This window comes from Pectobacterium sp. S5, assembly GCF_051707265.1.
Lineage (GTDB): Bacteria > Pseudomonadota > Gammaproteobacteria > Enterobacterales > Enterobacteriaceae > Pectobacterium > Pectobacterium polare.
Genome location: NZ_JAULSZ010000004.1, coordinates 379,878 through 398,426 on the forward strand (window position 1 = coordinate 379,878; position 18,549 = coordinate 398,426).

Here is an 18,549-nt window from a genome sequence, read left to right on the forward strand (position 1 = left end):
CTTTGTCATTCACTGCTAGCCTTGCTGCTGTACCCACCATAATGGCCAGTAAGAGGGCTGATAATGAAAAGAGCGGTCAATGCATTGCAAAATTTCGGCAAGTCCCTGTATGGGCCGGTGCTGATACTCCCGATTGTCGGGTTATTCATCGCATTTGGGAATGTGTTCGGTAACGGCAATTTAGCGGGCTATGTCCCTTTACTTAATCACCCCTTGATTCAGGATTTTGGTCAACTGATTTCCAAATCTGCCGTGGCGATTCTGGCTAATTTGGCGCTGGTGTTCGCCGTCGGAATCCCGATCGGGCTGGCGAAACGCGATAAAGGCTACGCTGCGCTGATTGGTCTGGTGATGTTTATCATCTTCATTAATGCCATGAACATCACGCTGCAATTACAGGGTAAGCTCGTGCCAGCGGCAGAAATGCGCCCCGCCGGGCAAGGCATGGTGCTGGGCGTTCAGGTGCTGGAAATGGGCGTTTTCGCCGGTATTTTGATCGGCGGATTCGCAGGCTATCTGTATAACCGCTATTCCAGTAAACAGTTTAACGGCGTGATGGCGATCTATTCAGGCCACTGTTTCGTCGCCATTCTGGTTATTCCGCTGGCAATTGCGCTGGGCTTTGCGATGAGCGCTCTGTGGCCGTTTGCTCAGCACGGTATTACCTGGCTGGCTTTCGCTATCAAAGGTGCGGGCCCTGTTGGCATCGCGATTTATGGCTTTCTCGAACGCGTACTGATCCCCACCGGGCTGCATCATCTGGTCTATACCCCGTTCTTGTACACCGAACTGGGCGGCACCGCAGAAGTGTGCGGCAAGCTGTATCAGGGCGCACGTAACATCTATTTTGCTGAAATGGCCTGTCAGGACGTCAAACAGCTGAGTTCCACCGTGGTCTGGGATGCTCGCGGTATCAGTAAAATGTTTGGTCTGACGGCCGCTGCGCTGGCGATGTACGTGACAGCGAAGACAGAAAAACGGCTGGCCGCCAAAGCTATTCTTATTCCGGCCGCGTTTACCTCTTTCTTACTGGGCGTCACCGAGCCGCTAGAGTTCTCCTTCCTGTTCGTCGCGCCGATGCTGTTTGCCGTCCACGCCGTACTCACCGGCATAGGCATGATGCTGTTCTCCATCATGGGCGTGCATGCGATTGGTGCCAACGGTGTCATCGATTTCCTGCTTTATAACCTGCCGCTGGGCACCGAAAAATCCAACTGGCCGATGTACATCGCGGTTGGGCTGACCATGTCGGTGATTTACTTCTTCGTCTTCCGCTTCCTGATTCTGTACTTCGACATGCCAACACCAGGGCGTGAGTCCGATGAGGAAGAGACGCGGCTGTATTCCAAAACCGAATATCAGTCCAAGACCGAGAGTCCGGCAAAAACGCAGGACGCGGTGAAAGGCGATGCCCAGCTTGTGGGTGCCACCATCATCGCCGGGCTGGGTGGCAAACCCAATATCGAGGTGGTGGATAACTGCTACACCCGCCTGCGGGTCACGCTCATCGACCCGGCTTTGGTAGACGAACAACAACTTAAGAGCACCGGTGCGAAAGCCGTTATCCGACAGGGTAACAACGTACAGGTGGTTTACGGACTTCACGTCAAAACGATACGCGAAGCAGTTGAAAACGCGCTTTAACAGGAGACTGACCATGACGAAACCCCCATTCATTCTGACCATTGCCGGCGGCGGCAGTACCTATACCCCAGGCATCGTAAAGAGTCTGATGGTACGTCTCGCGGATTTCCCGCTGGCGGAGATTCGTTTGTATGACATCGACGGCCCGCGGCAGGACATCATCGCGCCGGTGGTGGAAAAAGTGATTCGCGACCACAGTGACAGCATCGTCTTTACCGTCACAACCGACGCGGAAACCGCGTTTACTGGTGCTCACTTTGTCTTTGCTCAGATGCGCGTTGGCCAGTACAAGATGCGCGAACAGGACGAGAAAATCCCACTACGTCACGGCGTCGTCGGGCAGGAAACCTGTGGCCCCGGCGGGCTGGCCTACGGCCTGCGTACGATTCTGCCGATGGCTGAGCTGATCGATCTGGTTGAGCGCTATGCGCATAAAGAAGCGTGGATCGTCAATTACTCCAACCCCGCCGCAATTGTTGCCGAAGGCGTGCGCCGCCTGCGTCCTAACGCCCGCGTGCTGAATATCTGTGACATGCCGGTTGCCGCGATGCGTAACATTGCAGCCGTGCTGGGCGTCGATCGCCACGACATCACGGTGGATTATTTCGGGCTGAATCACTTTGGCTGGTTTACCCGCGTGCTGGTCGACGGCGTCGATCGTATGCCAGAACTGCGCGAACACATCGCCCGCTACGGCCTGTTGACCGCCGATGCCGCCGATACCGATCCGCAGCACGCCGATCCGTCGTGGGTGAAAACCTGGCGCAACATCAAACCAGTCATGGATCATTTCCCAGAATTCGTGCCGAATCCGTATTTGCAGTACTACCTGATGCCGAATCAGATCGTGGAGCATCAGGATCCTGACTACACGCGCGCCAATGAAGTGATGGACGGGCGTGAGAAGAAGCTGTTTGCGGCCGCCGCCAGCTACAAAGAAACCGGGATTCTGTCCGATGCGTTCCACGTTGGCGTACACGGATCGTTCATCGTTGATGTCGCCTGCTCGCTGGCGTTCGATCTGCGCCAGCGCCATCTGGTGATCGTCGAGAATAAAGGTGCCATCGCCAATCTGCCTTACGACGCGATGGTGGAAGTGCCTGCTTATATCACTTCACAAGGTCCAGAGCCGGTGCGGATGGGGAATGTCCCGCAGTTCCATCGTGCCTTGCTGGAACAGCAGTTGGCGTCTGAACAACTATTGGTGGAAGCCACGTTGGAAGGCAGCTACGAGAAGGCCTTGCAGGCATTTACCCTGAACCGAACCGTGCCGACAATGCAGCACGCCAAAGCCATTCTGGACGAGATGATTGAAGCCAATCAGGATTACTGGCCGCAATTAAAACAAGCATATAGAGACGGTATCGCTCAATAATCCACGACTTGTCGGATGAGGAAAAATCGCTGACAATGAATCTATCATTGCACATCAATGATAGATTCGGGGTCGAATTCGTCGGCCCCAACGTGGAGGATCTATGTCAGCATCGTCTTCTGATTTGCCCGTTTCTCATGAGCGGTTTGTCTCCGCAGACTGGCTTGCCAGCCACCTGAATGACAGCAGCATCACACTCATCGACGCTCGGATGCTACCGCCGGGCAACAGCACCCGTGATATTCACGCTGAATACCGCGCCGGTCATCTGCCTGGCGCGGTTTTTTTTGATATTGAAACGCTGTCCGATCACAGCACCGATCTGCCACATATGATGCCAACTCGCGAAGACTTCGCACGCGCGATGGGCGAATTGGGGATCGATAACCAGCAGCATCTGGTGATTTACGATGAAGGCAATCTCTTCTCCGCGCCACGTGCGTGGTGGATGCTGCACACCTTCGGCGCGACATCACTTTCGATCCTGAGCGGCGGTCTGGCGGGTTGGACAGCGCAGAATCTACCGCTGGAACAAGGCGATGTAACGCCGAAGCCAACCACGTTCCACGCCACGATGGATGAAAATGCGATTCGCTCACGCGATGACGTGCTTTCCATCAGCCGGGATAAATCAGAACAGATTGTTGATGCCCGCCCCGCTCCCCGTTTTAACGCCGAGGTGGATGAACCGCGTCCTGGCCTGCATCGCGGCCGCATTCCCGGCAGCCTCAACGTACCGTGGACTGATTTGGTGAGTAACGGTGCGCTGAAACCTAATGCCGAACTGGCGACCATTTTGCATAAACACGGGGTAGATTTTACTCGCCCCATCGTCGCCAGCTGCGGCTCCGGCGTAACGGCCTCTGTCGTGGTGCTGGCGCTGACGCAGTTAAATGTCCCGAATGTGACACTGTACGACGGATCGTGGAGCGATTGGGGGAGCCGCGATGATGTCCCAATTGAGCGTAATTAGTTCCGTTCGGTATTTTATTGCCGTCAATCAGGGGTAGCAGGTGGATAATCGGCTGGCGTCCTTAATGCAGCACGGTCAGGTGCTGACGCGCGCGGAATACCGCGTGCTGGCTTTTATCGCCGAACATTCATCACTGATAGGCAAAATCACGGTGCGGGAGCTGGCGCAAAAGACCTATGTTTCCACAGCGACTATCATGCGGCTGTGCCAGAAAATCGGCTTTAGCGGCTACAGTGAATTCATTTATCACTGCAAAACGTTGCTCACGGAGCATCCGCGTCTCGCACCCTCGCCTGTCGTTACGCCCAATGACGCTTCGCTTCCTGATGCTTTCCAGCATTTTGTCGACAATTATCAGCGCACGTTTGCCTACATTAGCCATCAGGATAGAGCCGCTTTCAGCGCTATCCTGCGACAGGAAAGCCACTTTTTCCTCTATGGCGCAGGTTTTTCTCATCTGTTTGCTGAATATTTGGCGAAGAAACTGCAGGTGCTGGGGAAAGATGCCTTCTCTTCCGGGCTGGGAGACAGCCGAGGCATTTTTCTCAATAACGCGCCGAAGTATCAGGTGTTTATCGCGATCTCCCGCAGTGGGGAAACTGAGCAGGTGCTAGATAAGGCGCGTATCGCCAAAAACATTGGCATGAAGGTAATCGCATTTACCCGAGCGTCGTTGAATTCATTAGGCGAGTTAGCCGATTTGCACTTCCGGCTCTACGATGATGCGGTTCACTATGCCGCGGAAGCCGGTGAGATTAGCTCATTTGAATCGAATCTGGTGATGCTGATTGATTTACTGCTATTGCAGGCAACAGCGGAAAAATCGTAATCCGCCGTTGCCTCTATCAAATTTACCTACCCGGTATCAGGCGTTACCGCTTCCCTTAAACTCTCTCAGGAAGCTCCCCCACTTACGCTCGTAAAACGGCGTGGTGTGCTTAATCATATAATGACTGATACCCGATTCGCCTTCCTTCACCAGACACAGGTCGACAGGACGCTCGTCCGGTAAAGTGTCACTGGCAACGCTGCCCGCTTCACGGATGATGATTTCTTCATCCTGATCGGCATCAATCCCAATCAGCAGGTGCGGCTGCTCTTCGCCCGGTTCCTGAATCTGTGCCAGAAACGCCCGTTTTACATGGCGATGTTTGGTAAACAGCTGCGTCAGGGAATCAATCATCTGTGCTGGCATCTCGGCTGGCTGGCTCAGTATGACCTGCATCTCTTCTTCAACAACGCGCTGCTGAACAAAGCCATTACCTTCGCCAGACAGAATATGTTCAATTTCCTGTGGCAAAAATTCTTTGCCATACGGCAGTTTAGGGTTGAGGAACAGCGTGACGCCCTGCGTCATTTCAAACAACGAACGCGTCGGCAGGGCCAGAAAAGCGGCTTCTTCCGCAATCGCGCTCTGCAATGCTTCCAGAGAAGAGAAGAAAGGAATGGCGGATGAACCATCGTCTTTTTCCCAGTGCTGAATGTTCACATTACTGCCCGCATGCAATACCACCTCACCGGATTCATCCCCGTCATCGGTACTGCCCAGCACAAACACCGTGGCTTCCATCAGTTCACTGAAAAATTCAGGACGATGTGCTGGCTCTGTTGCAGCCAGAATCAGCACTTCTTCCAGTTTATTACGTGGCGAAAACTCCATACTTTCCTCAACATGATTACGTTAAAAACTGACGCGTTAAGACCTGAACCGACTACTTGGCGCTGCTCAGCAGGAGATTCGCCAGCGTGCGTACGCCGAGTCCCGTTGCGCCCGTCGCCCACTGATCTACCGCGCCTTTACGGTACGTCGCGGAACAGTCAATGTGCAGCCAGCCCTGCTGATAATTTTTCACAAAGTGCGACAAGAAAGCCGCTGCCGTGCTGGCACCAGCGGTGTGTGCACCACTGGCAATGTTGTTCAGATCGGCAAAGCTGGACGGCAGATGGCTGCGGTGGAACTCTTCCAATGGCAGACGCCAGAACGGTTCGCTTTCTTCTTTCGCACTTTCCTGCAATGCCGCCACCAGTTCATCATCGAAGCTGAACAGCGCGTGATAGTCGTTGCCCAGCGCCGTTTTTGCCGCGCCCGTCAATGTTGCGCAGTCGATAATCCACTGTGGATTCTGCTCAGAAGCATCGATCAGGCCATCCGCCAGCACCAAACGCCCTTCCGCATCGGTGTTCATTACCTCAACCGTTTTACCGTTGCGGTAGCGAATGATGTCACCCAGTCGGAATGCATTGCCGCTCACCATGTTGTCTGCGCAGCACAGGTACAGCTTCACACGCTGTTGCAAACCGCGCGCAGCTGCCAGCGCGAGCGCGCCCGTCAGAGTGGCCGCCCCGCCCATGTCCGATTTCATGGAATCCATGGAACTGCTCGGTTTCAGGCTGTAGCCGCCGGTATCAAACGTAATACCTTTACCGACCAGACAGGCGAACACTGGCGCATCCGCGTTACCCGTCGGGTTATAGTCCAGCGCCAGCAGCACCGGTTGACGTTCAGAACCGCGACCCACCGTATGCAGGCCAGCATAATTCTGCTCACGCAGATCTTCACCTTTGGTGATGCGATAACTGATAGCGTCACAGGCGACGTCACACAGCAGGTCTACAGCACGGGTCGCAAGCTGCTCTGGCCCCAGATCTTCAGCAGGCAGGTTGATGGTGTCACGCACCCAGTCCACAATCTTCAGGCGATCGTTTAGCTCTTTCTTGTCAGCGTCATTCAGTTCCGCCCATTCAACCGTTCTTTGCCCTTTCGGCCCGCGATATCCCTGCCAGAATGCCCAGCTGTTTGCCAGATCCCAGCCTTCACCGGCAAGCTTAACGTGTTTAATCCCCTGCCCATCAATTTTGCGGGCAGCACGTTGGATCACCGCCAGTGCCGCTTTGCCATTCAGGGACGCCCCGACATGAAGGGTAAAACCCTGCTCATTCACACTCAGCGTCGCTTTTTCTCCCCAGCGCGCGTCAGCAGGTTGAGTGGAGAGTGAAATCAGCATGGTATTGTTCGTCATAGTGCTTCTCCGATAATAGGTATTCCTGCCACTTTTCATGTTTGCAGGTGATGTTCATAGTTGCAGACATTCTGCTTATCAATGCGTGTTTATAAACGCTTTCGCTTATAAATACTCGGTTTGCAGACAAATAAACGGTGCATCATGACATGCAAATGTTACAAATGTTGGCACGAGAATAAAACGGGCCACCAAAGGCAGCCCCGTCATCGTGTTATTCAGCTTCATCTAACCAGACCAGCAGGATCGCTTCCAGAATTTTTTCATTGGAGGCGTCCGGCCGATCGTCAAATTCATCCAGCTCGCAGATCCACTGATGCATATCCGTGAAACGTACGGTTTTCGGATCGAGATCGGGAAACTTATCGTAAAGCGCTTCGCCGATAGCCCGGCTGTCTGTCCATTTTAATCCCATAACGGTTACTCCCTATGCAGATTAATGCTCGCGCGCGTGGTTGATCGTATAGCGCGGGATCTCGACAACCAGATCGTCCCCGGCGATACGCGCCTGACAGCCCAGACGACTTTCCGGCTCCAGCCCCCAGGCCTTATCCAGCATGTCGTCCTCATCTTCCGTACTTTCTGCCAGCGAGTCGAAACCTTCGCGCACGATGCAATGGCAGGTAGTGCAGGCACAGGATTTCTCGCAGGCGTGCTCAACGTCAATACCGTTACGCAGGGCGACTTCCAAAATGCTTTCACCGCGTTCCGCTTCCAAAACCGCGCCTTCAGGACACAGATCCTGATGCGGTAAAAAGACTATCTTAGGCATGTTACACCTCATCCACAGAATGGCCTGCCAGCGCGCGACGGATAGAGGCATCCATGCGACGGGCGGCGAATTCCTGGGTTTGTTGATCGACTGTTTTAATCGCGGCTTCAATCGCCACGGGATCGTTTCCCTGCATCATCGTATGCAGGTGTTCGGATGCCGCGACAATGATGCCTTTTTCGTCATGGCTCAATAACTCTGCGTCAGCCACCAGCGCGCTTTGCAAACTTTCCAGCACGCGTGAAGCCTCCACTTTTTGCTCTGCCAGACGACGCGCACCGACATCTTCTTTCGCATTCAGCATCGAATCGGTGATCATCGTGGCAATTTCCGTATCGCTCAATCCGTATGACGGTTTAACCTGAATGGATGCCTCGACGCCCGTCGATTTCTCCATCGCCGTGACGCTCAGCAGGCCATCTGCATCAACCTGAAAGGTCACGCGAATGTGAGCTCCACCAGCAGGCAGCGGCGGCAAGCCGCGCAGTGAGAAGCGCGCAAGCGAACGGCAATCTGCCACCATTTCGCGCTCGCCCTGCAAGACGTGGATCATCATGCCGCTCTGGCCGTCTTTGAAGGTGGTGAATTCCTGTGCGCGAGCAACCGGGATCGTGGTATTGCGCGGAATGATTTTTTCCACCAGCCCGCCCATCGTCTCCAGTCCCAGCGACAACGGGATCACGTCCAGCAGCAGCATTTCGCTGTCTGGCTTGTTGCCCACCAGAATATCCGCCTGAATCGCCGCACCGATAGCCACGACCTTGTCTGGATCGATCGACGTCAGCGGCGTACGGCCAAAAAACGTTCCGACTTGAGCGCGTACCAGCGGAACGCGGGTCGATCCGCCCACCATCACGACTTCCAGCACGTCTTCTGGCACCTGCCCCGCGTCTTTCAGCGTGCGACGGCAGGACAGCAGCGTGCGTTTCACCAGCGAAGCAATCAGCGAATCAAACTGCTCACGGGTGATATCGCCCTGCCAACCAGCGACATCCACACGGACCGACTCGGCGCTGCTGAGTGCAACTTTAGCCTTCACCGCCGCGTGGCGAAAGGCATGATCTAACTGACGATCGTCACGATCGTGAATACCCGCCTGCTCACGCAGCCACTCCGCCAGCAGATGATCGAAATCATCACCGCCCAACGCAGAATCGCCGCCCGTCGCCAGCACTTCAAAGACGCCACGGCTCAGGCGCAGAATGGAAATATCAAAGGTGCCACCGCCCAGATCGTAAATGGCGATCACGCCCTCTTTACCGGAATCCAGCCCGTAGGCAATGGCGGCCGCAGTCGGTTCGTTCAGCAGGCGCAATACGTGCAACCCGGCAAGACGTGCCGCGTCTTTAGTGCCCTGACGCTGTGCGTCATCGAAATAGGCAGGAACGGTAATCACCACGCCATCCGGCACGCCGCCTAACGCCGCTTCCGCACGCGCAGCCAGCGCGGACAAAATATCCGCCGACACCTGTACAGGATTGAGGTTGCCAGCCGACGTCTGAATCAGCGGCAGGCCGTTATCGCTGGCATGAAAGTGATACGGTAAATGCGGGTAGCGTTGCTGAATGTCGTCCAGAGAACGCCCCATCAGGCGTTTGACTGAGCTGACGGTATTTTCCAGATCGCGGGCAGCATTGTCGCGTGCATCCCAACCGACGCTGTGACTATCGTGACGATAGTGGACAACCGAGGGCAGTAAGTCGCGCCCATAGCTATCTGCCAGCGTCTGAGCTTCACCGCTGCGTACGGTGGCAACAAGAGAATGGGTGGTGCCTAAATCAATACCGACAGCCAGACGACGCTGATGCGGTGCGGCGCTAAGGCCAGGCTCACTAATTTGTAATAAGGCCATATTGAGCTTCCATCAATTGGCTGGCGAGAAACCCAGTATGGCAATCACCATCGGGTTACCCGCCGGATTAACCAGTTATCTGTCCAGCAATTGTTCTTCGAGTTCTTCAACCTGTTGCTGGAGCTTGTCTAAAAAGCGTAGCTTGCGCACGGTATCTGCGGCGTCTGTCCACGTCTCATTATCGAGTTCATCACGCATATACGAACGGCGCTTAACGATCGTTGCCTGCAACCGCTCGGCGAAGGCCGTCAGTGCCTCATCGGCATCCGATCGCTGTGAGATCACGTCCAGCTCTTCGCGCAGTTCCAGCTGTTCCATCAGGAATGCCGTGTCCTTCATCGTATGCTGTTCGTTGTTCACATCAAAACCATGCAGCGACAACATATACTCCGCGCGTCTCAGCGGATGCTTGAGCGCCTGATAGGCGTTATTGATCGTCGCCGCCTGCTGCACCGCCAGCATGCGCTCGCGCTCTGAGCTGGCAGCATAACGGTCAGGATGGAACTGCCGCTGCAAATCCTGAAAACGGGATGCAAGCAGGCCGCCATCCACATCATAGCGAATCGGCAGCCCGAATAACGTAAAGTAATCCATAGTGGTACTCTGGGAGTTCTGGGTAGCAACGCAGGCTATTAATCGATCGCACGCTCACTACCCAAGAGGGGTCAGACGTTGAAACTTTCGCCGCAACCACATTCGCCGGAAATGTTCGGATTATTGAACTTAAAGCCTTCGTTCAGCCCTTCTTTGACGAAATCCAACTCGGTTCCGTCAAGATAGACCAGACTTTTGCCGTCCACGATGACCTTTACGCCTTTGTCTTCAAAGACCGTATCACCGTCGTTCAAATCATCAACAAACTCCAGCACGTACGCCATCCCAGAACAGCCGGATGTCCGTACGCCAAGACGCAGCCCAAGGCCTTTGCCTCGGTTTGCGATGAAAGCGTTCACGCGTTGTGCCGCACTTTCGCTCAGAGAAATCGACATACTGTTACCTCGATCGTTCGCCACCTCGACGGAATCAGGCACCGAGAGAAAACGGTGCCCCGCCGAGTTCAGCCGCAGAGATTACTGCGCGTCGCGTTTACTTTTGTAATCCGCAATCGCTGCCTTGATAGCGTCTTCCGCCAGAATGGAGCAGTGAATCTTCACTGGCGGTAGCTCAAGCTCTTCGGCAATCTGCGTGTTCTTAATCGCTTCAGCTTCATTCAGCGATTTGCCCTTTACCCACTCTGTAACCAGCGAGCTGGAGGCAATGGCAGAACCACAACCGTATGTCTTGAAGCGGGCATCTTCGATGATACCCTCATTGTTGACTTTTATCTGCAACTTCATCACATCGCCGCACGCTGGCGCGCCGACCATGCCGCTGCCGATAGAAGGATCGGCGTTGTCAAATGAACCCACGTTGCGTGGATTTTCATAGTGATCAATTACTTTTTCGCTGTAAGCCATGATAGTCGTCCCCGATCTGGTGAATTAATGATGCGCCCACTCGATGCTGCTGATATCCACGCCCTGCTTGAACATTTCCCACAACGGAGAAAGATCGCGCAGACGACCGATGGATTTACGTACCAGCTCGATGGTGTAGTCGATCTCTTCTTCGGTGGTAAAACGTCCCAGCGAGAAACGGATCGAGCTATGTGCCAGCTCATCATTCATGCCCAGCGCACGTAACACGTAGGAGGGCTCCAGACTGGCCGACGTACAGGCAGAACCGGACGAGACCGCCAGATCCTTGAGCGCCATAATCAGCGATTCACCTTCAACATAGTTGAAGCTGACATTCAGGATATTGGGCACGCCCTGCTCGATATCACCATTCAGGTAGACTTCTTCAATATCATTAATACCGTTCCACAGACGATCGCGCAGCGCACGCAGGCGATCCATTTCTGCGGTCATCTCTTCTTTCGCGATGCGGTAGGCTTCACCCATGCCGACAATCTGGTGCACAGGCAAGGTACCAGAACGCATGCCGCGCTCATGACCGCCGCCGTGCATCTGCGCTTCGAGACGAATACGGGGTTTACGACGAACATACAGTGCCCCGATCCCTTTCGGTCCATAGATTTTATGGCCGGAGAAAGACATCAGATCCACTTTTAACTGGTTCAGATCGATAGGCAGTTTGCCGACGCTTTGCGTGGCATCAACATGGAACACGATACCGCGGCTACGGCACATGTCACCGATAGCGGCAATATCCTGCACAACGCCGATTTCATTATTGACGTGCATGATGGAAACCAGAATGGTGTCCTCACGCATTGCCGCTTCGAGTTCAGCCAGATCGATAATGCCGTTACGCTGCGGGGCCAGATAAGTGACCTCGAAGCCTTCGCGTTCAAGCTGACGACAGGTATCCAGCACGGCTTTGTGTTCGGTCTTGCTGGTGATGATGTGCTTACCCTTCTTCTGATAGAAGTTGGCAACACCTTTAATCGCGAGGTTATCGGCTTCGGTCGCGCCTGACGTGAAGACGATCTCACGCGGGTCGGCACCGACCAGTTCAGCAATTTGGTTACGGGCGATATCAACCGCCTCTTCCGCTTGCCAGCCAAAACGGTGGGAACGGGAAGCCGGGTTACCGAACGTACCGTCCAACGTCAAACACTGCATCATTTTCTCAGCGACGCGCGGGTCAACCGGCGTGGTAGCTGAATAATCGAGATAGATAGGTAACTTCATTGCTCATAAACTCCGTGCATCACTTCAAAACGTACAATGCGTTTTGTTTTATTGACAGGCTGTTTATACCCGCAACCTCTCGGGCCAATGCAAAAAATCTGGCGATGTTATCGTGGAACAATTTATCGTCAGAACACTTATCGTCAGAACACGCCGTGACAGTCGGACTAACGCCAATGCCACATTGGGCAATGTGGTCAGGATTATGCGGCTATCAGAAAGGCAAAACGTGACGAGTAAAGGTACTCGTCACGTTGAAGGTATATTAGGCGCGCAGGTTAACGTTGATCGTTTCCTGGATACGTCCGTTGGCAGTGCGTCGCGTGTCTGCATCCTGACGATCCGCAACGTTCAGTACTTCCTTATTGTTCACCAGCTCATCCAGCGTGATGTTATTCAGGAAGTCGGTAATACGGTCGCTCAGATCGCGCCACAGCGTGTGCGTCAGGCAGCGATCGCCACCCTGGCAGCCTTCGCGGCCCTGGCAACGCGTTGCATCAACAGATTCATCGACGGCCGAAATGACCATACCAACAGCGATTTCATTCGCGTTTTTACCCAGCAGGTAACCGCCGCCCGGGCCACGAACACTGGCAACCAGTCCATTCTTACGCAAGCGTGAAAATAGCTGCTCCAGATAAGACAGTGAAATACCCTGGCGTTCAGAAATATCCGCCAATGGAACCGGTCCTTCCTGGGAGTGCAGAGCCACATCGAGCATGGCGGTAACGGCGTAACGGCCTTTGGATGTCAGTCTCATGATAGTGGTACCTGTAGATAAAACATGTATTATGAAAACATGTATTGGCAGAACATAACGTGAGTCTGACATTCCCGAGTATTTTAGTCAACTATTTAACCGAGTAAATTACTCAAGTATTATTCGTCGTGTGTTTTTTGTACAGAACTGAGTATCCCACGTAAGATGTTAAGTTCCTGACTTTCAGGTCTGGCGCGGGTAAACAGGCGACGCAGCTTGTTCATTACCTGCCCTTGATGTGCTGGCCGGATAAATCCGGTTTGCAGCAGCGTCTGTTCAAGATGCTGATAAAACCGCTCCAGATCGTCGACCAGCGGGTACGGCGACTCTTCACGTTCCGGCTGCCCAGCCTGTAAGCGATCCAAATGCGCGATGCGCACTTCATAAGCAATGATCTGTACCGCCATCGCCAGATTGAGCGAGCTGTATTCGGGGTTCGCGGGAATCGCCACATGGTAATGGCATTTCTGTAGTTCCTCGTTCGTCAGCCCCACGCGTTCACGCCCAAACACCAGCGCTACTGGCGCATGTTCCGCTTCCTGCGCGCTACGAACGCCGCACTCGCGCGGTTCCAGCATCGGCCAGGGTAAGGTTCGAGAACGTGCGCTGGTGCCAACGACCAGACCACAGCCTTCGAGCGCCTGATCGAACGAATCCACAATTGTGGCATTGCCGATAACATCGCTGGCGCCTGCCGCCAACGCAATTGCCTGCGAATCAGGCTTCACCAATGGGTTGACCAAATACAGTTTGCTTAATCCCATGGTTTTCATCGCCCTGGCCACTGATCCCATATTGCCAGTGTGCGACGTTTCAACCAGAACAATGCGAATATTGTCTAACATATGTACTCTATTGTGCGAAAGGAAGTCGTGCGAAAAGGAAACCGACATACCTTAACACAGACTTAGCTATTTTACTTTTCTGCTGCTATACTCTGCGCCGCTTTCCGTTCTTTAACATTCCAGTGGACCGATACCATGCATCCGATGCTCAACATCGCTATACGCGCTGCGCGTAAAGCCGGTAATTTAATTGCCAAGAACTATGAAACGCCAGACGCCGTCGAAGCTAGCCAGAAAGGCAGCAACGATTTTGTGACCAACGTTGATCGGGATGCAGAACGTCTGATCGTTGAAGTCATCCGTAAGTCTTACCCACAGCACACCATCATTGGTGAAGAGTGTGGCGAGCTGGTTGGCGAAGATCCGGCAGTACAATGGGTTATCGATCCTCTGGATGGCACCACCAACTTCATCAAACGTTTACCTCACTTCGCTGTTTCTATCGCGGTCCGCATTAAAGGCCGTACCGAAGTTGCCGTTGTTTACGATCCTATGCGTAATGAACTGTTTACCGCGACTCGCGGTCAAGGCGCACAGCTGAACGGCTACCGTCTGCGCAGCAGCACGGCCCGCGATCTGGACGGCACCGTACTGGCAACAGGTTTCCCTTTCAAATTAAAACAACACAGCAAAAGCTATATCAACGTCATCGGCGCGCTGTTCACCCACTGTGCGGATTTCCGTCGTACGGGTTCTGCTGCACTGGATCTGGCCTATGTGGCCGCGGGTCGCGTTGACGGTTTCTTTGAAATCGGCCTGAAGCCGTGGGATTTTGCCGGTGGTGAGCTGCTGGTACGTGAAGCTGGCGGGATCGTGACCGATTTCGTTGGCGGCCATAACTATCTGGCATCCGGCAATCTGGTTGCAGGTAACCCACGTGTGGTGAAATCCATTCTGGGCACCATCCGTGAAGAACTGAGCGACGCACTGAAACGCTAATTCCGACCCACTCCGGCCCACCCTCATAAAAACGAAATTGGGCCGGAGTTGTTATTTTTCTTTACATATGAATCCTGTATACGCATTGTTTATCCTTATACGATAATAATTATCAAACTCATTACATCGATAAATTGTGAATTAGGATCGCCACCATGTTAAGAAAATCAGTAAGATCACTCTTTCTGACTGCACTCCTCACCACTCCGCTTTTCAGCTACGCCACCCAATATCCTCTTACCGTCACCGATTTCGACGGAAGAAGTGTGACCATTAAACAAGAGCCGCAGCGCATCATTCTGCAAGATGGGCGCGATATTATGACGATGGCATTGCTTGACCGCGATAATCCCTTTCAGCGTCTGGTCGCCTGGAATAATCTGGCGAAAAAACAGGACACCGCAACCTGGGATATGCTGAAAGGAAAATGGCCTCAATCCGTTGGAATTCTGGATATGGGCTTCAGTGACAAAGGCAACGTCGATCTGGAAAGCGTACTGTCAAAACAGCCGGATCTGATGATTGCCCAGCTGCGTGCCAAGGCAGCACTGAAGGAAAGCGGTGTGATCGACAAGCTCAGCGCGCTGAATATTCCCGTACTGTTCGTCGATTATGAAGTGAATCCGGCTAAAGATACCGCTCCGAGCATCGACCTGTTGGGTCAAGTTCTGAACCGGGAAGCCAATGCCAAAGCGTATACCGATTTCTATCGTCAACACTTCGATGCTATTCAGCAGAAAACCGCGGCAATCACCCCGAAACCTAGCGTCTTTGTTGAGCCAATTGCCGGTAACTCGGATTCCTGCTGCTTCACACACAGCAACAGCGGCTGGGGCGGATTGGTTGAAGCGGTCGGCGCGAAAAATATTGGCTCAGATTTACTGCCGGGCGCGTCAGGCTTTGTCTCGCTGGAAAAAATTATCAGCATGAAACCTGACGTCTACATTATGACAGGCTCTAAGCGTGGTAACAGTCAGGTCCTGCCGTTAGGCTATGGTGCCAGCGCAGAAGACGTGCGTAATCAGGCCGCTACGCTGCTAAACCGCACTGGCATTAGCCAGATTCCAGCAGTGCAGGCGAAACACGTTTACGGCGTTTACCACCATTTTTACAACCATCCCTACAACATTGTCGGTATGGAATATCTGGCCAAGGACATTTATCCTCAGGCCTTTACCAGCCTGAATCCTGATGATACGTATCGCCATATCATTCAGAATTTTACCTCGCTGCCTGACAGTGACTTTATCTTTGCCTGGAAACAAGGTGAGTAATTTTTAATGAGTACAACCACTGAACCGGGTATCCGCAATACTGCCGCGGATGCCAACACCATTATGGACAACTATCGCGGCATCATTCGACGCCGTGTAGGTGTTATGGCGATACTGCTGTTGATCATCATCGGCTCGTTGTTGCTGGATTTCACGATGGGGCCTTCAGGGCTGACGCTTGATGTGCTTTGGCAGACGCTGACCGATCCGGCCAGCGCCGATGCGGGTACACGCGTGATCGTCTGGGATATTCGTCTGCCTTACGCGCTGATGGCTATCGTGGTTGGACTGTCACTTGGTCTGGCCGGTGCAGAAATGCAGACGATCCTGAACAACCCGCTGGCCAGCCCGTTTACGCTCGGCGTTTCTTCCGCTGCTGCATTCGGTGCTGCGCTGGCTATCGTCCTCGGTATCGGTATCCCCGGTATTCCGGCTCAGTGGTTTATCTCCGCAAACGCTTTTATCTTTGCGCTGCTGGCAGCGTTGCTGCTTGATGGTATTACGCGCTGGACGCAGGTCGCTACCTCCGGCGTGGTGCTGTTCGGTATCGCGCTGGTGTTCACCTTTAATGCGCTGGTTTCCATGCTCCAGTTCATCGCCAACGAAGACACGCTGCAAGGTCTGGTGTTCTGGACGATGGGCAGTCTGGCTCGTGCCTCGTGGGAAAAATTGGGGATTCTGCTGCTGGTGCTCGCTATCGTGATGCCCATTTCGCTGATGAGCTCATGGAAACTGACCGCGCTGCGGTTGGGTGAAGATCGTGCCGTGAGTTTTGGCATTAACGTTCGCCGCCTGCGTCTGGCGACATTGCTGCGCATCAGTATTTTGTCCGCCATTTCAGTCGCGTTTGTTGGCCCCATCGGCTTTATCGGTCTGGTTGCTCCACATATCGCACGTATGATTTTCGGTGAAGATCATCGCTTTTATCTGCCTGCCAGTGCGTTAACTGGCGCGCTGGTGCTGTCGATGGCATCCGTTGCCTCGAAAAATCTCATCCCCGGCGTCATTATCCCGGTCGGGATCGTCACATCACTGGTTGGCGTTCCCTTCTTCCTGAGTATTATCCTGCGCCACAGAGGAAACGTATGAACCAGCAAACCTCTTCTGGATTACGCCTTTCCCACTTTCGCGCCGGTTACCCCAAGCGTCAGGTGATTCGCGACCTGTCCGTACCGCAACTGCCACGTGGAAAAATTACCGTGCTGCTCGGCCCCAACGGCAGCGGTAAATCCACGCTATTGCGTGCAATGGCCGGTCTGAATGCTTCCGAAGGTGAACTGTGGTTGGATGACACCAACCTGATGGCGTTGCCTTTCACTCAGCGGGCGGAAAAAGTCGTTTATCTGCCGCAATCGTTGCCAGCAGGCGTTCACCTGCACGTGCTGGAATCGATTATCGTCGCACAGCGCGCGTCTGGCGGCATGCACAACGCTGAAAAGCAGGATGAAGTAATGAACCTGCTGCGTCAGTTGGGCATTGAACATCTGGCTTTAAGCTATCTCGATCAGCTCTCTGGCGGACAGAAACAGCTGGTAGGGTTAGCGCAATCGCTGATCCGTCAACCTTCGCTGCTCCTGCTGGACGAACCGCTCAGCGCGTTGGATCTGAACTATCAGTTCCACGTGATGGATTTGGTACGCAAGGAAACGCGCAAGCGCAACATCATCACCGTCGTAGTGGTGCATGACATCAATATTGCGCTGCGTCACGGCGACCATGTATTGATGCTGCAAAACGGTAATCTGATTGCCGATGGTGCACCGGCCGAGGTAATTAGCCCGGAAAGCCTGTCAGCAGTCTATGGCGTACGCGGACGCATCGAACGCTGTTCGCAGGGCGTGCCGCAGGTGATTATCGATGGGCTGGTCAGCGAACCTACCGTCTAAGCTTTTATCTGTACGAAAAGACGGTGAGTTCCCTCACCGTCTTACCTAGCTTACCAAACGCGACGACGCTGATTCACCGCACCAGAACCATTTTCACACCGAACCCGCTATACCTCACATTGCCGCTATTCAGCACAAACGTGCAGAAGCAAGCCCATCGCGCATGTTCGTCAGCATGTTCTCAAACAGACGCAATGCCAAACCCACGCTGTTTACGTTGTAGTAGAGCGCCGCGTCATTATGCTTCAGATAATGTTCAAACTCGGGTTTATCGAGCAGTTTATAAATTGCAGTAAATCGCAAAATAAGGTGGCTGCAATTATTGAGATAGAGATCGAGTGTGCGGTAATCACTTTTCATTAGCTGAGTAAGCAACGCGGTCATATGCTCGAATTCCGTCAGTAGCGACGCATAATCCCCCAGATTTTCCGCACTGTGCTCAGTCGATTCCATACCGTCATCTCCCTTGGCTTTCGCACTGGTCAATCGAACCTATAGCCGTATACCGCCTTA

Annotated in this window: 20 protein-coding genes; 8 read left to right on the top strand and 12 right to left on the bottom strand. The window is 53.6% G+C overall.

Features of this window, described 5'->3' with window-relative positions; genetic code table 11:
* Positions 1-63 precede the first annotated feature (63 nt).
* The 4 genes from QWJ20_RS16570 (at position 64) to QWJ20_RS16585 (ending at position 4,821) form a co-directional block, all read left to right on the top strand.
* Entirely contained in the window at positions 64-1,644 is a 1,581-nt protein-coding gene (locus tag QWJ20_RS16570; protein ID WP_433993047.1) for a PTS transporter subunit EIIC, read from the top strand.
* Between the two features lie 13 nt (positions 1,645-1,657).
* Positions 1,658-3,019 (top strand): 6-phospho-alpha-glucosidase, encoded by a 1,362-nt coding sequence (locus QWJ20_RS16575; protein ID WP_120358680.1) that lies wholly within the window; start codon positions 1,658-1,660, stop codon positions 3,017-3,019.
* Positions 3,020-3,122: 103 nt separating this feature from the next.
* Complete coding sequence (sseA, locus tag QWJ20_RS16580; RefSeq protein WP_433993048.1) at positions 3,123-3,992, top strand: 3-mercaptopyruvate sulfurtransferase; 870 nt, start codon at positions 3,123-3,125, stop codon at positions 3,990-3,992.
* Between the two features lie 40 nt (positions 3,993-4,032).
* Positions 4,033-4,821 (top strand): MurR/RpiR family transcriptional regulator, encoded by a 789-nt coding sequence (locus QWJ20_RS16585; RefSeq protein WP_349718532.1) that lies wholly within the window; start codon positions 4,033-4,035, stop codon positions 4,819-4,821.
* Between the two features lie 36 nt (positions 4,822-4,857).
* Here QWJ20_RS16585 and sseB read toward each other — a convergent pair whose 3' ends face one another.
* The 11 genes from sseB to trmJ all read right to left on the bottom strand — a co-directional run bounded on the left by sseB (position 4,858) and on the right by trmJ (position 13,937).
* Positions 4,858-5,652, bottom strand: a complete 795-nt coding sequence (gene sseB, locus QWJ20_RS16590) for an enhanced serine sensitivity protein SseB (RefSeq protein WP_095700234.1) — start codon at positions 5,650-5,652, stop codon at positions 4,858-4,860.
* Between the two features lie 52 nt (positions 5,653-5,704).
* Positions 5,705-7,012, bottom strand: a complete 1,308-nt coding sequence (pepB, locus tag QWJ20_RS16595; protein ID WP_433993049.1) for an aminopeptidase PepB — start codon at positions 7,010-7,012, stop codon at positions 5,705-5,707.
* Between the two features lie 214 nt (positions 7,013-7,226).
* Positions 7,227-7,427 carry a Fe-S cluster assembly protein IscX gene (gene iscX / locus QWJ20_RS16600; RefSeq protein ID WP_095995206.1) on the bottom strand — a complete coding sequence of 67 codons (201 nt, stop codon included), beginning with the start codon at positions 7,425-7,427 and terminating at the stop codon, positions 7,227-7,229.
* A 21-nt stretch (positions 7,428-7,448) separates the two neighbouring features.
* Positions 7,449-7,784 (bottom strand): ISC system 2Fe-2S type ferredoxin, encoded by a 336-nt coding sequence (gene fdx / locus QWJ20_RS16605; protein ID WP_095700236.1) that lies wholly within the window; start codon positions 7,782-7,784, stop codon positions 7,449-7,451.
* 1 nt (position 7,785) lies between these two features.
* Positions 7,786-9,636, bottom strand: a complete 1,851-nt coding sequence (gene hscA, locus QWJ20_RS16610) for a Fe-S protein assembly chaperone HscA (RefSeq protein ID WP_433993050.1) — start codon at positions 9,634-9,636, stop codon at positions 7,786-7,788.
* 75 nt (positions 9,637-9,711) lie between these two features.
* A complete protein-coding gene (hscB, locus tag QWJ20_RS16615) occupies positions 9,712-10,230 on the bottom strand; it encodes a co-chaperone HscB (RefSeq protein WP_095700238.1) in 519 nt (172 codons plus the stop codon).
* A gap of 71 nt (positions 10,231-10,301) precedes the next feature.
* A complete protein-coding gene (iscA, locus tag QWJ20_RS16620; RefSeq protein WP_014916217.1) occupies positions 10,302-10,625 on the bottom strand; it encodes an iron-sulfur cluster assembly protein IscA in 324 nt (107 codons plus the stop codon).
* Between the two features lie 81 nt (positions 10,626-10,706).
* Positions 10,707-11,093, bottom strand: a complete 387-nt coding sequence (iscU, locus tag QWJ20_RS16625) for a Fe-S cluster assembly scaffold IscU (protein WP_005970177.1) — start codon at positions 11,091-11,093, stop codon at positions 10,707-10,709.
* 24 nt (positions 11,094-11,117) lie between these two features.
* Positions 11,118-12,332 (bottom strand): IscS subfamily cysteine desulfurase, encoded by a 1,215-nt coding sequence (locus tag QWJ20_RS16630; protein WP_039284484.1) that lies wholly within the window; start codon positions 12,330-12,332, stop codon positions 11,118-11,120.
* A 265-nt stretch (positions 12,333-12,597) separates the two neighbouring features.
* Complete coding sequence (gene iscR, locus QWJ20_RS16635) at positions 12,598-13,092, bottom strand: Fe-S cluster assembly transcriptional regulator IscR (protein ID WP_039306127.1); 495 nt, start codon at positions 13,090-13,092, stop codon at positions 12,598-12,600.
* A 119-nt stretch (positions 13,093-13,211) separates the two neighbouring features.
* Complete coding sequence (trmJ, locus tag QWJ20_RS16640; protein ID WP_174876709.1) at positions 13,212-13,937, bottom strand: tRNA (cytosine(32)/uridine(32)-2'-O)-methyltransferase TrmJ; 726 nt, start codon at positions 13,935-13,937, stop codon at positions 13,212-13,214.
* A gap of 135 nt (positions 13,938-14,072) precedes the next feature.
* Between trmJ and suhB the strand changes: the two genes are divergently transcribed.
* The 4 genes from suhB to QWJ20_RS16660 all read left to right on the top strand — a co-directional run bounded on the left by suhB (position 14,073) and on the right by QWJ20_RS16660 (position 18,036).
* Entirely contained in the window at positions 14,073-14,876 is an 804-nt protein-coding gene (gene suhB, locus QWJ20_RS16645; RefSeq protein ID WP_039486077.1) for an inositol-1-monophosphatase, read from the top strand.
* A gap of 155 nt (positions 14,877-15,031) precedes the next feature.
* Positions 15,032-16,150 carry an ABC transporter substrate-binding protein gene (locus QWJ20_RS16650; RefSeq protein WP_433993051.1) on the top strand — a complete coding sequence of 373 codons (1,119 nt, stop codon included), beginning with the start codon at positions 15,032-15,034 and terminating at the stop codon, positions 16,148-16,150.
* Positions 16,151-16,255: 105 nt separating this feature from the next.
* The gene (locus QWJ20_RS16655) at positions 16,256-17,239 is read left to right on the top strand and encodes a FecCD family ABC transporter permease (RefSeq protein WP_370529541.1); all 984 of its coding nucleotides are present in this window, start codon (positions 16,256-16,258) and stop codon (positions 17,237-17,239) included.
* Entirely contained in the window at positions 17,236-18,036 is an 801-nt protein-coding gene (locus QWJ20_RS16660; protein WP_095700243.1) for an ABC transporter ATP-binding protein, read from the top strand. The genes QWJ20_RS16655 and QWJ20_RS16660 overlap by 4 nt, the downstream gene beginning before the upstream one ends.
* Before the next feature lie 129 nt (positions 18,037-18,165).
* Here QWJ20_RS16660 and QWJ20_RS16665 read toward each other — a convergent pair whose 3' ends face one another.
* On the bottom strand, positions 18,166-18,489 hold the full coding sequence (locus QWJ20_RS16665; protein WP_120358686.1) for a hypothetical protein: 324 nt from the start codon (positions 18,487-18,489) through the stop codon (positions 18,166-18,168).
* Positions 18,490-18,549: the final 60 nt, after the last annotated feature.

What these genes read in the sequence shown, in the direction of transcription:
- fdx (WP_095700236.1), bottom strand. Translation starts at nt 7,784, where the DNA reads ATGCCTAAGATAGTCTTTTTACCGCATCAGGATCTGTGTCCTGAAGGC.
- iscA (WP_014916217.1), bottom strand. Translation starts at nt 10,625, where the DNA reads ATGTCGATTTCTCTGAGCGAAAGTGCGGCACAACGCGTGAACGCTTTC.
- QWJ20_RS16655 (WP_370529541.1), top strand. Translation starts at nt 16,256, where the DNA reads ATGGCGATACTGCTGTTGATCATCATCGGCTCGTTGTTGCTGGATTTC.
- suhB (WP_039486077.1), top strand. Translation starts at nt 14,073, where the DNA reads ATGCATCCGATGCTCAACATCGCTATACGCGCTGCGCGTAAAGCCGGT.
- QWJ20_RS16570 (WP_433993047.1), top strand. Translation starts at nt 64, where the DNA reads ATGAAAAGAGCGGTCAATGCATTGCAAAATTTCGGCAAGTCCCTGTAT.
- hscB (WP_095700238.1), bottom strand. Translation starts at nt 10,230, where the DNA reads ATGGATTACTTTACGTTATTCGGGCTGCCGATTCGCTATGATGTGGAT.
- sseB (WP_095700234.1), bottom strand. Translation starts at nt 5,652, where the DNA reads ATGGAGTTTTCGCCACGTAATAAACTGGAAGAAGTGCTGATTCTGGCT.
- iscU (WP_005970177.1), bottom strand. Translation starts at nt 11,093, where the DNA reads ATGGCTTACAGCGAAAAAGTAATTGATCACTATGAAAATCCACGCAAC.
- trmJ (WP_174876709.1), bottom strand. Translation starts at nt 13,937, where the DNA reads ATGTTAGACAATATTCGCATTGTTCTGGTTGAAACGTCGCACACTGGC.
- QWJ20_RS16575 (WP_120358680.1), top strand. Translation starts at nt 1,658, where the DNA reads ATGACGAAACCCCCATTCATTCTGACCATTGCCGGCGGCGGCAGTACC.
- pepB (WP_433993049.1), bottom strand. Translation starts at nt 7,012, where the DNA reads ATGACGAACAATACCATGCTGATTTCACTCTCCACTCAACCTGCTGAC.
- QWJ20_RS16650 (WP_433993051.1), top strand. Translation starts at nt 15,032, where the DNA reads ATGTTAAGAAAATCAGTAAGATCACTCTTTCTGACTGCACTCCTCACC.
- QWJ20_RS16665 (WP_120358686.1), bottom strand. Translation starts at nt 18,489, where the DNA reads ATGGAATCGACTGAGCACAGTGCGGAAAATCTGGGGGATTATGCGTCG.
- iscX (WP_095995206.1), bottom strand. Translation starts at nt 7,427, where the DNA reads ATGGGATTAAAATGGACAGACAGCCGGGCTATCGGCGAAGCGCTTTAC.
- sseA (WP_433993048.1), top strand. Translation starts at nt 3,123, where the DNA reads ATGTCAGCATCGTCTTCTGATTTGCCCGTTTCTCATGAGCGGTTTGTC.
- hscA (WP_433993050.1), bottom strand. Translation starts at nt 9,636, where the DNA reads ATGGCCTTATTACAAATTAGTGAGCCTGGCCTTAGCGCCGCACCGCAT.
- QWJ20_RS16630 (WP_039284484.1), bottom strand. Translation starts at nt 12,332, where the DNA reads ATGAAGTTACCTATCTATCTCGATTATTCAGCTACCACGCCGGTTGAC.
- QWJ20_RS16660 (WP_095700243.1), top strand. Translation starts at nt 17,236, where the DNA reads ATGAACCAGCAAACCTCTTCTGGATTACGCCTTTCCCACTTTCGCGCC.
- iscR (WP_039306127.1), bottom strand. Translation starts at nt 13,092, where the DNA reads ATGAGACTGACATCCAAAGGCCGTTACGCCGTTACCGCCATGCTCGAT.